The organism is bacterium, from assembly GCA_016708315.1.
Classification (GTDB): Bacteria; Zixibacteria; MSB-5A5; order CAIYYT01; family CAIYYT01; genus JADJGC01.
In genome coordinates this window covers 81498-95847 of sequence record JADJGC010000006.1, presented here as the reverse complement: position 1 = coordinate 95847, position 14350 = coordinate 81498, and the positions used below count along the sequence as shown (strand labels likewise).

The 14350-nt window shown below is 52.1% G+C and carries 7 protein-coding genes and 1 pseudogene; 2 read left to right on the top strand and 6 right to left on the bottom strand.

What is annotated here, in order from left to right; translation table 11 throughout:
* Positions 1 to 17 precede the first annotated feature (17 nt).
* A pseudogene (locus tag IPH59_07710) lies at positions 18 to 910 on the top strand (glycosyltransferase).
* Positions 900 to 1616: a bacillithiol biosynthesis deacetylase BshB1 gene (gene bshB1 / locus IPH59_07705; GenBank protein MBK7091590.1), complete on the top strand. Its 717-nt coding sequence runs from the start codon at positions 900 to 902 to the stop codon at positions 1614 to 1616. The pseudogene IPH59_07710 and the gene bshB1 overlap by 11 nt, the downstream one beginning before the upstream one ends.
* A 24-nt stretch (positions 1617 to 1640) precedes the next feature.
* Here the strand turns inward: bshB1 and IPH59_07700 are convergent, their stop codons facing one another.
* From IPH59_07700 to IPH59_07675, 6 genes are all read right to left on the bottom strand, one after another.
* A complete protein-coding gene (locus IPH59_07700; protein ID MBK7091589.1) occupies positions 1641 to 5054 on the bottom strand; it encodes a TM0106 family RecB-like putative nuclease in 3414 nt (1137 codons plus the stop codon).
* A 118-nt stretch (positions 5055 to 5172) separates the two neighbouring features.
* The gene (locus IPH59_07695; protein MBK7091588.1) at positions 5173 to 6558 is read right to left on the bottom strand and encodes a sigma-54-dependent Fis family transcriptional regulator; all 1386 of its coding nucleotides are present in this window, start codon (positions 6556 to 6558) and stop codon (positions 5173 to 5175) included.
* A gap of 116 nt (positions 6559 to 6674) precedes the next feature.
* The gene (locus IPH59_07690; GenBank protein MBK7091587.1) at positions 6675 to 8666 is read right to left on the bottom strand and encodes a HAMP domain-containing histidine kinase; all 1992 of its coding nucleotides are present in this window, start codon (positions 8664 to 8666) and stop codon (positions 6675 to 6677) included.
* Between the two features lie 251 nt (positions 8667 to 8917).
* Positions 8918 to 9124 carry a hypothetical protein gene (locus tag IPH59_07685; GenBank protein ID MBK7091586.1) on the bottom strand — a complete coding sequence of 69 codons (207 nt, stop codon included), beginning with the start codon at positions 9122 to 9124 and terminating at the stop codon, positions 8918 to 8920.
* 536 nt (positions 9125 to 9660) lie between these two features.
* Positions 9661 to 11541 carry a hypothetical protein gene (locus IPH59_07680; GenBank protein MBK7091585.1) on the bottom strand — a complete coding sequence of 627 codons (1881 nt, stop codon included), beginning with the start codon at positions 11539 to 11541 and terminating at the stop codon, positions 9661 to 9663.
* A 1-nt stretch (position 11542) separates the two neighbouring features.
* The gene (locus tag IPH59_07675) at positions 11543 to 14284 is read right to left on the bottom strand and encodes an SBBP repeat-containing protein (protein MBK7091584.1); all 2742 of its coding nucleotides are present in this window, start codon (positions 14282 to 14284) and stop codon (positions 11543 to 11545) included.
* Positions 14285 to 14350 lie beyond the last annotated feature (66 nt).

Sequence of the window (14350 nt, the reverse complement as noted above, 5' to 3'; positions counted from 1 at the left end):
GCTGTGGCGAGGATTAGATGAAGATCGGCATAACGTGTTACCCTGTGGTCGGTGGATCAGGCATTGTCGCTACTGAGTTGGGGATGCTGTTAGCTGCGCGCGGGCATCAGGTGCATTTCATTTCGTACCAATTGCCGTTTCGTCTCGATCAGTTCCGCGACAATGTGTTCTTCCACCAGGTGGATGTGTCCAGTTACCCGCTTTTCAAGTATCCGCCTTACACCTTGTCGTTGGCGAGCAGACCGTGGAGATGTTCGACACTAAGAAACCGATTGCGGTGATTCCGAACTTCGTCGATGTCGACGACTTCAAACCGGGCGTGCGCCATTGCTCGCGGCGGACGTTCGCGGCAGAAGACGAAATGATCATGATGCATGCGTCGAACTTCCGCCCGGTGAAGAGAATCCCCGACGTGATTGAGATATTCAGGCGCGTCCGCGAAAAAGTCAAAACGAAGCTGGTACTTGTGGGCGACGGCCCGGAAATGAGTCTGGCGGAACATCTGATCGGACAGCACGGACTAAATGATGAAGTGATGCTGTTGGGCAATCAGGATTCGATCGGGACGATTCTTCCAGTGGCTGATTTGTTCGTACTGCCATCGCAAACAGAGTCGTTTGGATTATCGGCGCTGGAGGCAATGTCGTGTGGCGTCCCGGCGATGGTCAGCGATACCGGCGGATTGCCGGAACTGGTCACGAATGGTGTGGATGGATTTCTGTTACCCGTTGGGGATGTCACAGGTATGTCGGAGGCGGCGATAGGGCTGTTGAGCGATAGGGGCAAGCTGGCGACAATGAAGGAAGCGGCGCGCAATACTGCAGTGACGAGATTCTCCGCTGACCGGATGGTGCCGATGTACGAGGACTACTATCTGCGCGTAATCGCAGGGAGAAACAATGACGACTAAAGTCGATGTATTGGCGATCGCGGCTCATCGCGACGATGTGGAGATAACGTCCGGCGGACTGATCGCAAAGTTTGTGGATTTCGGCTACAGCGTTGGGATTCTCGATTTGACGGAAGGGGAAATGGGTTCTCGAGGAGATTCGGCGACGCGATTGGCGGAGTCGACGGAAGCGGCAAAGATACTCGGTGTCAAGGAGCGTGCGAATTTGGGACTGCCGGATGCGTATCTTGAAAATTCACTGGCAGCAAGAGCAGTATTGGCGCAGAAGATTCGCGATTTTGCGCCGCAGTTAATAATCATTCCACATTGGCAGCAACGGCATCCGGATCATCGTGTTTGTTCGCAGTTGAGTTTTGATGCGTGCCATTATGCGGGATTGAAAAAGGCAAAGTTGACCGGAGAGCCGCATCGACCGAGAAAAATTCTGTATTCTACGTATTACGAGCCAACAGTTCCGAGTTTCGCGGTTGATGTGTCCGCGCAATACGAGCGTAAGCTTGCCGCGATCCGGTGTTATAACTCGCAGTTCCGCGAAGGGGACAAGACAAACAAGGTATTTTCGCCCGGCGCCGATCTGTTTGATTTCGTTCGAGCCAATGATGGAGCGCTGGGAAGTCAAATACGAGTGCAGTTTGCCGAAGCATACGTCTTGAAAGAGATTGTTGCGATAGATGACCCGATGAAATTGGGCGGTTTGTCGATTTAGTTCTTTCGATAAACAGTTGGCGACTTAGTCAAGCCTATCAGTCTTCCCATTTAGCGATTCACTGTACGACTTAACCCAACAAAGTGTATTGACCAAACGCATTTGATCAATGGTGCTGCAGCGGACGCTTAGCAGTTCCGGGCTCAGCACAAGAATAGCCAGTGTTTTGGCTCGCGAGAGCGAAACGTTGAGACGATTCTGGCTGTAGAGGAAGTTGAGACCGCGCGGGATTTCCTCCGGGCTTGAGGTAGACATTGAGATTAGGACGACTTCGGCCTCCTGACCCTGGAACTTGTCCACGGTGCCGACTCGCGCAAGAGGGCCAAGCTGCTGTTTGAGTAGATTCACCTGCATGTTGTATGGCGAAACGACGAGAATGTTGTCTTCGGTCAGCTTCTTGATTGTGCTGTCGCTATCACGAAACTCGAGCTTGAGTAGTCGGCTATAGTAATCGCGAATGCGGGCGGCTTCTTCAGCGGAGCGCTGGCCATTGCCGATGTGGACGACGAAGTCGCAGAGAATTCCGGCGTCGGGCAGGGTCATCTTTTCAGTTGCTGATGGTTGGATACGATGCTGGTCCAACTTGGGATGCGATTTGATACGACCATCGTAAATTGCGTCTGAGATGAAGCTGCAAACCCTGGGGTGCATACGATAGGTGGTATCGAGGAGAACGCCGGACTCGATAGGGATTGTGTGGTTTCCCTGCAACAAGTAATCCAATACAGATTTGCCGGACTCGCCGGGATGAACTCCCTGCGTCGGTTGTGCTAATTGCATTTGGTCGCCGATGAGAACGAGGTTGCGCGCCGAGATTCCAGCGGAAATGATGTGCGCCAATGACAATTGGCCAGCTTCGTCGATGAAGAGATAATCGAGTTGCTGAATCAGCCCTGGATTGGCGAAGAGCCAACTGGTTCCGGCGATAAGGCTACAGCCGGGAAGATTTGCGATAACATCTTCGTTTGCAGGGACTGACTCGATGAAATGCCCGTTGAAGGCGGTGTCGTCATCGCCGCGAGAGGACTTCTTGTAGCCGGAAAAATTGAAACCGATTTCGAGGGCATGCTTTTCAATCTTCTCAAGCAAGTTGTGGATAGCTTTGTGACTGTTGGCAGTGACACCGATCTTCTTACCCGACTTCATCAGTTCGACAATCATGCGAGAGGCAGTATAGGTCTTGCCGGTACCGGGAGGACCCTGAATGAAGAGGTAGGTATCGGACATGCGTTTGGCGAGTGAAGTGCAGACTTCGGGTTTGAGCGATGGTGGATCATACAGCGGCGTACCGTGTGAAATGCCGGTGATATTCGGAACGCGACGCTGGAGCAAGTCGAGAAGGGCGGGATACGGCCGTTGTCCGGCGGGCTTGGCGTCAATATAATCTGTGACGAACCGCCATAAAGCTAAACGCAGCGGATCTGTGCTAATCGGACTCCCGGGTACGAGATCGAAGCGGGTCGGCAACGGCTCTTTGCCGGCATCGACACGCTTGAGTTTGACCAGACGCTTATCGGGATCAATGTCGATGATAGTTCCTGCGAGAGCGAGGTTTGCAGCGATCTTGCACTGCTCGCCAACTTTCAGTTTGAAGTCCTGTTCGGGAAACTTGTAGGTGTAGACCATTGAGCGCTTGTCAGGATAGGGCGGATGCTCGGTGGAAATCTCAAGTCCACCGATGCAATCGCCGTCGTCGATGATCTCTTCGGTAGTCATCGTCTGACGCGAGAACATGCGCCACCATGCAGGCTTGGCTTCGCGCCGGTAGAAATCGACAAGGTCAAAGATCAGTTTGTCGAGTTGCTGTTCCGGGGTGTAGAGCGATTCGTCATCGGGCAAAGTCGATGTCAGCGCCAGTTCAAACTCACGTATCTGTCGTTCCTGCTGAAGACGATTCTCGCTCGGTTCGTCAGGTTCCGGTGCGGGTACTGCTGGACGAACAATATCAAGACGAAGTTTCAGGAGCCAATCGCGCAACAGGAGCAGTGATTTGCAATCTTCGAGATTGTACGATTTGATGTCATCGAGCCACTTCTGGTCGTGCGATTCGATGTAGCGCTCGTAGTAGACGATGCTCGCCGATGCAGTTTTGACTTCACTTTGGCGCTTGGTCATGTAGAAAGTCTCGATGTTCTTGATGGAGTATGACGGCTCCGAAGTTTGCAGCGAGTGGGTGACGACTTTGTACAAGTCGACGAACACCTTGCCGCGAAGAAGCCGGTCAACCTCGAATTCCATAACGCCGTATTTGGACATGAGGCGCTTAACGGCGGTCTCTTCGTATGACGCATAGTGGTAGATGTGCATGTCGGGAAACTGGTCGAGGCGCTCGATAAAGAAACTGATTAACTCTTTGAATGAACGTTTCTCGTCGGGATGATTGTGCGCCCAGATGTCTTTGAAGTTGGGGATACCTTTTTCGATGCTGTAGATTCCAAAGAGGTATTCCAGACCTTCAGGATAGAGGGGATTGCCTTCGATATCGAAAAACAGGTCGCCTTCGCTGGGCTCGGGAATTGTATGAAGGCCGAGATTATCACCGTGCGGATCAAGCAGGATGTATTTGTCGTCACCGGTTGTGCGTTTGTGCAGTTGAAGTTGAGCCTGGCGTTTTAGTCGATCAAGCGAGTTGTCGGAAACGCCTTTGATGTGAGTTTCCTTTGTGTCTGCGAGTTGCGCGAGGGTCAAAACTCCGGCGGTAGCGAGTTTGCGAATTTGGCTGGAGCGGATATTGGCAACCTGCGATAGGTGGTCGTCTTTTTCGCGACGCGTTTGACACAGGGTACGAAAACTGCAGACGCCGCAGTGATCGCAAGGGTCAGGATAGACCTCCGGCTGAGCTGTGATGTGCTGCAGGAAGTCTGATTTCAATTGGCAGTAATAGTGATAGAAATCCTGCGGCAAATACGACTCGCGGCGATTGTCGCCGAGAACGACGTGCATCTGTTTTGGTGCGGCTCCCTGAACCTTGCCGAGAAACTCGGTGTAAAGGCTGAGCTGGATGATGTAAAGCGGTTTGGCATGAAGCGCCAGTTTGGTGTCGACGACTTCGTAGGAAAAGTCTCCAAGCTTTGATGGAGTCGTAGATTTGATCAGGAAATCGGCATAACCGGCAAAGGGCTCATCGCGAAGGTAGGCTTGATAGATTACGTCGACACCGGAGCGAATGGCATCCATCGTAGCGTGGGCGCGTTGGTCGTCGTCTTTGGGCAAGTCTTTCAAATTGGCAATGGTCTTGCCCGAGCTGTGCAGATGATCGAGAAAGCGCTGTTCGTGTGCGATACCGCGAGCCATGATGATCTGGCTTTGATCATCGGGGGCGTCCTTGGGCAGATCCTCCGTCAAGTCGCGCACTTTGAGCGTTGTCAGATGAAGACACTCGAGGTGATCGCAGAGATCGGTTGCAGAATAGACGGTTTTGTTATCGACAGTTTTCAAGATTCTCGCCCTTTAGCCATTAGTTTTAGAAGCGCCGGGTGATGAGCACAAGTGATTGGGAAGATAAGGTAGGACTGAAGTTTGACAAGCAACTGATGCAGTTGAATTCAAGATTGGTTTAGCGTTGAGTAGCGATGTTGATGGCGTAGGATTTTATCTTCTTGTGGAGATTTGAGCTGTCGATGCCCAAAAGACCTGCCGCGGCGCCGACATTGTAGTTTGTCTCGGAAAGCGCTTCGATGATGAGAGTTCGTTCCATATCTCGCAGTCTTTCAGAAAGACGCTGGCGGCTGTTGTTACCATCGACTGGGGATGAGTTGAGAAGGCTGTAAATGTCATCGGCAATAATCAAATCTGAAGGCGTAAGCACAACTGCCGACTCGATGATATTAAGAAGTTGGCGGACGTTACCGGGCCAATCGAACTCGAGGAGGGCTTTGATGGCGGACGGGTCGAAGATTTTCATTGGCGCACCCGAAGCCAAGGTGAGTTTTTCAAATAGCCTTTCCACCAATAGGGGAATGTCCTCTTTGCGCGAGCGCAGCGGAGGTATTGTAATAACGACACCTTTGAGGCGATAATACAGGTCCTCGCGAAATTTGCCGTCTTTGATCATTTGCTCGAGATCACGGTGAGTTGCACACAGCAATCTCGTGTCGGTCTTGCGGGTTGAGGTCGAGCCGACCGGTAGGTACTCGCCGGTTTCGAGCACTCGGAGCAGTTTGCCCTGCGTTGTGATGTCGAGGTCGCCGATTTCATCAAGAAATACCGTGCCGCCGTCGGCAAACTCGAACAGGCCGGTGCGGTCGGCAATTGCACTTGTAAAGGCACCTTTGATATGACCGAATAATTCTGATTCGACCAAGTCAGGCGACTTATGATTGCAGTTGAGAATAGCGAGTTGCTTGTTGTTGCGACTCGAATGGGCGTGAATCGCCCGCGCAACCAATTCCTTGCCGGTACCAGTCTCGCCGAGAATCATCACACGCGTGTTGCTCTGTGCCGCCTGACGGATCAGGGCGCTGACTTTTTGCATGGCAAATGAGCCGCCAATGATGCCGTAGTTGGTTTCGCCATAGAGCGTGAGTAATTTGTTGTTAGTCTTGAGATAGAATGACTCAATGGCGTTGCGGATAGAACGCGACAAGGTTGTAAGCGATTGTCCCTTCGTGACGAAGTCGAACGGTTTCTCTGAGCGGTCGATATCGTTTTCTGAATACTGACCTGCAAAACCTGTGAAGAAGATCACCGGCAGATCAGGGTTGGTGCGCCTGATTTCGCGCGCCGCTGTGATGCCGTCCATGCCGGGCATCTTGATATCCATAACCACACAAGCAATCGCTTTATCGGAAGTTGCGGCATCGATTGCTTCTTGGCCCGATGCTGCAAGCGCGGTTTGGTACTGGTCGCCAAACACGGCAGCCAGAGAAGAGAGCATTGTGGGGTCGTCATCGACAAGGAGAATGGTGGCTTGGGAAAGGACGTCGCGAAGTTGACTATTCATATCGTACGGATTGGAGTATGAAAAACGTACCAGTTGAGAACACCTTTGTACCTGTTTCCTGCTTTAGTATAGCGTCCTGTTGTCCAATTCTGCGAAACTGGATAGTTCAATATATATTAACTTCTCCGAAAGACAAGTGAGAAAGTTGTGTATTGACCGGGCGTACTTTCGACGCTGATGCTGCCGTTGTATTTCTCGACAATGGTCCTGACCATTGACAATCCGAGTCCGCTTCCGGTAGTTGGTTTCTCAGTATAGAATGGTTCGAATATCTTCGGACAATTCTCGGCTGAGATGCCGACGCCGGTGTCTGTCCAGTTGATAGAGATCGACTTATCGTCGGCTGCGAAAGTGCTGACTTCGATCTTGCGGCTGCCTTCGACTTTTGCGATCAGCGCGTCGATGGAATTGTCGAGCAGATTGCGGAAAAGAATTGCGAACAGCTCGTAGCTTCCGGTGACGATTGAATCGGCGGTTACTGAGTTGGAAAATGCGATCCCGGCTTCGGAGCGTTGTTGTTGGGATGGAAAAGCGATTTCGTCGATGACGGCTGCCAAAGATACTGGTTGCCACGTGTCGTCGTGATCGATGCGTTCATACTTGCGCAGACGTTCGGCCAGTCCCAATCCCCGTTCGACGCCTCGTAGAACGACTTCGTCCATGCTTTTCATCAGCTTCTTGTCTATGGCATCGAGTTCGACCAATTGCGCCAGTATGCTCGAGCGCATCGCCGGGTCGATGTTGGTCACATCGCGAAACAAATGATCAAGAGACTGGGACAACTCCGAATGGCGTTTTTCGAATTGGATGCGGTGTCCGCCGCCGGCTGTGCCGTGAACGACATTGGATACGAAAATCTTAACTGCACCGAGTGCGTTATTGATTTCGTGCCTGAACTGCCCTGAGGCCGTTCGGTATTGCTCAGCGGCTGCCTGTCGAGCGCGCTGAAGAGCAATTTCTTCGGTGGCGCTTTCGAGGTCGCGATAAGCTTTTTCGAGTGCGTGATTCTTTTCGGTGATCTCGTGATGCGAGCGTTCGATTTCCTGTTTCTGTTGGGTTATCATCAGCAGGTTGCGTTTGGTGCGGCTACGATAGAAGTTGGTGAGCACCAAAGTTACGAGCAGGGCAGTTACGGCGACGAGAATGTATTTCTGGTAGTCGACGTAAAGGATTGACAGGCGCTCCCAGATACTTCGGTATTCGATCTTTCCAATCGCATAGCCATTGATACTGCTTATCAAGAATTCGCTCGCGGTACCGTTACTGTCGAATGCAGTGAAATCGTAGTACTCTATGCCAAACGGGAACGCCAGGAGCTTCTCCATGTCGCGTGAATAAACGCCATTGCAAAAGACAAATACCTCGTCCGCACGATTAGGCAGTTTGAAGTGACCCAAGTAGTTGTTTGGTGCACGTACTTTGTCCAATTGATTGGAAATGGCGATGAGTCGAAGCGAGTCATCATATACTCTGATGATGTCGTCCTGGAGAAGCAGATAGTTGGCGGCTGAAATCTCGCGGTACGGCATTTGCCACACACCTGCAACGTAGTCTCCAATCGGTGTCGACTGCAGCAAAGCACCATCAATGTCGATGACGGAGAGATAGTTTTGATTAGTGACGTACTCGGTATTCGTCTCAGATTCATCAGACTTGATGTTGTGCAATAGAAGAAACTCTCCGGGAATGGACCATCGTTGAAAATAGGTGTGATACGGATAGGCAGCTACGACTCGCTTCAGCAAGATCTTGCCATTTCGGTCGATTTTGACCAAGTAGCTGTAGAAGTCGCTGAACTCAGAATCTTCCATTCCCTGACCAGATGGGCTGGTTGCAAGTATGATTGCTGGTCGGAGCGAATCGCGACAGTCGAACAGACAACCTGGATGCATCTCGGAAGCCATCGGTAGCGACCACTGCAATTCCATTGTTTCCAGTTTGATAGAGAAGAGCTCGCGCGGCAGACGCTTGGCTCCTGCATCAAAGTAGACAATCATTTCGTGCATTCCATCGAAGTCATAGTCCGAAACTAAGTGAAGGGTTGGTGAGCATGAAGAGCTGGGTGGAAATCCGGGAGTGTCAACTGTTAGCAAAAGGGTCTTTTTCAACGAGTCGGTCTCCGGGTCAAATCGAAATGCCCAGACAGAATCGTTCCAATGTGCGCAGCCACAGAGTAATTCGCGCTGGCGTAGTGAGTCGCGGTAGGTACTCCAGTTTGTGATTGTTAGAAACGGAGAGCAGTCAATGCCGTATAGAGAAGGAAGCCGGTTTTTGCTGATAACTGCTGGACCTCTTTCGGCAGTATTGCCATTTCGCAACAAGATAACAATACCGGAATCGGATGGCTCGACAAACGGTTTCAGAACGGCACCACGCCGCTAATTGGGACGCGGTTCACGGCATCCGGATTGTTGTAGCGCGTAACGAATTTGTAGGGTAGCAACGATGTATCGCGGTCGATTTCGATCGAGAACTTTTCAATCGCGAATAGACTTGGCGAAAGAGTGATGAACAGAGAGGCAAGAAGCAGGAGCACTTGGCGAGTTCCAGGGATGCTACGTGTCATAGTGTGCGATTGAGTCACAAGTAATCGAGTTGTCAAAATGTCTTCATCCTTACTGCAAGATAGTCCTCTATCGCCTGTTGGTCAAACTGGAAATGAAGGGCGATGAGTCTTTTATTAGAATAAGGGGAAGGCGAGTAGCGAAATCTACTGAGCAGTCCTAACATTGTCGCGGATCTGTGAATCAATATGGCGGAATTGCCATGAGTGGAAGTGCCATTTATGGGTGGATTTGCCACGCGGTGGAGAAGGTCCGCGCAAGAAGACAAAATCCCAATTGAAATCTAACGAGTTAGACAGATTGAGTCTGCTTCCTGCTTGGCACGAAAGTTGATTAGACCTATTGCGGCGATCGATTCTTGGACAAGCTCGCGATCGACAAGAGAAAACGTGCGAGGCCGTGAAGTAAGATAATTAGCGACAAGTCAGAGACAATAAGGCCAACAATGAGGGCAGGGCTCAAAAGCTAAAGGGAAAAGGGAGGGCAGAAGGGACCGGCGCAAGCCGGCCCTTTGCCTTTGTGCATGGTAATTCGATCTCTATGGACAAGCATCGCAAGGAGGCGCGCCGCCCAAGAAAACGTAACCCACCAGCGAAACTGCGTCCGAAATCGTAACTGAGAGGTCGCAATTGGCATCGCCGGCAAGAATTGGATTTGGTGCAGCACCACCGCCAAAGATATAATTGATCAGGAAGACGACATCGCTGATTGTTACGACGCTACTGCCATCCGCGTCACCGCAAATGTAGCACTGAGAAGGATCGCTCATAGTGCCTTCGCAGTCGTCCGGGAACCCGTTGCTATTGCCGTCAGCGGATGTTCCGTTGAGGATGTCGAGTGCATCATCAATACCATTGTCATTGCAATCAGGGAAGCTCGTTGGCTGAATTCGAACTGAACCGAGCGGATCGGGAATACCGTCGCCATCGACATCAGCTTCCAACAAAATCGACTCCAGATCCATCGGGCGATAGGCCATCAGGACCGCATCACCAACGATATCACTTTCGGACCACGGCGGGAGGACGAGCGAGCCGCTCACCGGAGCGCCGGGCGGGAGGCCGTTGAGAGCCAGTGAAGTTGGAGTACTGCCATGTTCGCCGCTTTCGGAACGAAGGGAATAGTCAAAGGTCGCCAGTGAATCGGATTCGTTCTTGACCGTGAAGGTAAACGCTCGCGCCATTCCAGTGTTCAACTTGATAATGTCGATCGGATCCTTGACTGTCACACACCAAGCATTGCTGGCAAGGAGCTTTGAACAGCAAGTGCTCATTGCGCCAGTTTGTGTATCGCGCACGGTGATGCAGAAGCAGGCGACGTTGCCCGGCACAAATCCAAGGGGGCGAGTCAGCGTTACAGGAATCTGAGTGCACTGTCCCGGCAGAAGAGTGAGAGTGCCGTTCGCCGGACTGAAAGTCACGCCGGACGCATCAAAGTTACAGCCCGAGCCGGATGCCAAGGGAGCAAACGAGAAGTTTGCAACCGAGGTGTATGGCGACTGGTTGCAGATTGTCATGTTCACTGTGACTGTCGTCGCGGTTCGACACAACACGACGGAACCGGGAATCGCACACGAGATCTTGCATTTGCCGCGCGAGCCTGCAAGGTAAATGTCTTGAACTTCGACACCAATTAGCGCGCGTCCGAAAATTTCAACTTCGTCGATGGGCCCGGTGAAGTACTTTTCCTTCTGGCGGCAAGCCTGTCCTGCGCCATAGCTGCTGCTGGTCGGACCGTGGCCAATGTCCATCGTCGATCCCGGACCTGCTGTGCTAAAGATTGATCCTGCCAACGGGATGAATGTGCCGACGGGGTTGCCGTTGTAGTAGAATGTTCCAAGTGTGGTTCCGCCGTTACGCGCAACGGTGACCGCTACATGCTGCCAGTCGCTGAGCACGACCGGAGCAGTTGATGTCTCAAATGAGTCCGGTGCATTCGGGTGAATGTTCATTGCCAGGCCGAGACGACCGTGAGTTGCGGAGATAGGTTTGACATAGAACATTATACCGTTGTCGCCGGTATCGCCTTCTACCCAACGACGATTGTCGACAATCGGCATAGCCGCGCATGGATGGTACGGGTAGTCCAGGCAATCGGGGTCGAATGCAGTTGGCTGTATCCAGGCATCGATCGTGAAATCTCCGGTATCGATTTGTGCGAACGGATCTTCGAAGACACGAACATAGCGTTCGGAATCGAATACGAAAGCACCGCCGACTTTGCCTTCAGTAGTACCGAATTGATCCAGATAGTGCCAACCGCTTTGAGTTTTCGAGGCAATATCGTGGGCAAGTCCCGGGGAGTCTTCATCAAAAGGATACCAAGCGATCATTCCAAGGGCTGGTTTTACGCAGCAGGTATCCTGTACACAGGTTGCGTTTCCGAAGTCGATATCATTGAGAGTTGTTCCCGTTCCCATGTTATAGTTGTGTACATTGGGCGACGGATAGGTCTGTACCCAGCCCTGCTGAAGTTGTTCGTTGACAGTCCATGCGCCGCAAGGGGATGTTATTGAAACAGTAGTTGCCGAGTGAATCGGTAGTTGTGGACGCGAACAGGGGACCATTCCAATAGTAGAGTTGAACCGTCCAACCGGAGATACCCGGTTCGCCCAAATCCTGCGTGCCGTTTTTGTTAAGGTCGTTGTATTTGGTACCGCAGATGTTGCAAAGTATGCTGCAGGCCGTGGTCGAACAAGGTTGATCGGGATAGAACGTCTGCCCGCCCATCTGCGTGCACTCGGCCTGCGAGTTAGCGCCGAAACAATTGAAGTCGATGCAGCAGGAACCCGTCGGTTGACAAAACTTGGCAATATAACCATCATCCAATCCGCCGGAGACAGATTGAAAATATGCGCCGAAAAGGGGATTCATCAGGAATAGCGATCCGACGTCAATCGTCTCGCCGGTGGCAAAAATACAGCCTGAGTTACCGATGGCAATACTGCAGCCGAAGTCGGGAACATCGCTTCCCCAATATGTCGACCAGAGCATAGTTCCGGTATTGCTAAACCTGCCGATGAATGCATCATGAGGACCGCCAAGGTTCGTACCCTGATAGAATGACCCTCCGCCCGGGTTAAACACTGGAAAATTCGTGGAGACTGTCAAGCCGGTGACATATAGTCTCCCCTGCGGGTCGAGTGTTATCGATTTGCCGTTGACACCAAGGAGAAAATCGAGATCGCTGCCGCCGTAATAAGTAGCCCACATGCGGACGTTGGCGTTGTTGAATTTGGCGAGTGTTACGTCAAGCTCGCCGCCCGGAGTACCTTGATAGAAGGTCGATCCGCCCGGATTGAGCGTGGGAAAATTGTTGGACTCGGTGTAGCCCGCGACAAATACGTTGCCGCTGCCATCGACTGCAGGATCATCAGCCCAGTCGGTGCTGTCGCCGCCGTAATAGGTTGACCACAACATCACACCGGAGAGACTGAAGCGGGAAATGAAGCCATCCTGAGAGCCGTTGAGAGTACTGTCGAAGTAGGCTCCGCCTCCGGGGTTAGAAGTCGGGAACGATGGTGATTTCGTCAGGCCACTGACATATATCGAGCCGACAGTACTCGCGATACCGTGACCTTCGTCAAGGTCAGGACCACCGAGAAAGGTTGACCATTCGAGCACGCCGAGGGGATTGAACTTTGACACAAACGCATCCTCAACCGCGCCGAGAGTATTCTGGAAATAGGCGCCTCCTCCGGGATTGACCAAAGGAAAGTCAGGGGATTGGGTGTAGCCGGTCATATAGATGGAGCCGGAAGCGTCGGACACAAGGCTCGTTCCCCAATCATAGCCGCTGCCGCCAAAGTATGATGCCCACTGTCGAACGCCGAGAGAATTGAACTTGATGATGATCGCGTCATTCGCACCGCCGGCGTTACTTCCTTGATTGTAGGCGCCTGGCAAAACTTGCGTGGGCCAGTTTGTAGCCGAGGTAGCCCCGCTCACGTAAAGGTTTTGGAATTGATCAAGCACAGCGTCGCTGTTTATCTCGTCACCGAGCCCGCCATAGTAGGTTGCCCACAGGCGGACGCCGCCCTGGGTGAATTTCCATACAAATCCGTCTATTATAGTGCCGCTAAAGAACGTCCCTTGATAAAAGGCACCGCCGCCGGCGTTTTGTGTCGGCATGTTGTTTGAATAACTGTAGCCGACGACATAAAGATAGTTGTTCACATTATCACACAGGATTGAGCGCGGACCATCGAAGTTCGAGCCGCCGTAATAAGTACTCCAAACGAGTGGCGGGTCAATAGTGAGCGGCTGACTGTGATCATAGGCTTCTATGATCGGTGTGACGATGTTTCCCTCAATGTGATAGCGGGCACCAACAATATTGGCACGATCGCCTTGGTAGCAATAGAGCGCGCCTTCTTCTACCGTCCCGAGCGGCGTTTGAATCGTCAATCGCAGTGCGTCATCGGATATGTCGATAGCATCTGCGCCTTTGTATTCCATGCGAATTTGTGAGGGATCTGCGCCGGGGCGCACGATGAAGTCATGTTGAACAGCTTCGCCGGATCGACTTAGCACAACCCAGTCGATGCCGGGATAAACCTCAGAGAAAGTTATCTTGGCGTATGTCGTGACGTCAACAACGCCATCGGGACAATGTCCGCGATAGAAGTTGGTAACCCCGATGTCAGTAAGCGGCTCTTCCAATACCATGCGATCGAGCGAGATTGAAGCGCCGAGCAAGTCGACATCGAGACGACACCATTCGAATTCCTTGGAACTGAAACCGGCGTTCTTCGGCCGCCACTGTTTCGCGCCCTTCTTGATCCGTTTCAAGAAGTAATGAGACAATCCACTGGTCGTTACATAAACCTGAGCACCCCGGACGTTGGCTGACAGGAGTACTTCATCCGCAGACTTTCCTTCCGAATTTGCGACTTGTCCGCGATTAGGCTGGAATCCGGAGTTGATCCCGGCCATCCATTCGTCCACTCGCTGTTCAGTTTCAGCATCGACTTGCGAGCCCGCATTTGCCGTCAGGCCGGTGGCACCGGCAGCAACCTGGACAGTCGATGGGCTTGATGATTGAGATTCAGCCTGCGACACCGCCGGCGAAAGGAGTAGTGTCAAGATGAGAGCGGCAAGCAGCAACTGCGGAGTTATAATGTGGTGCGCCCGTGAAGAGCGCCAGAGGACGAATTCGGACATACTGCCTCACTTGGGAATATGATTGTACTGCGACCTCACCGCCTGTAAGTGAATGGTCTCAGTATG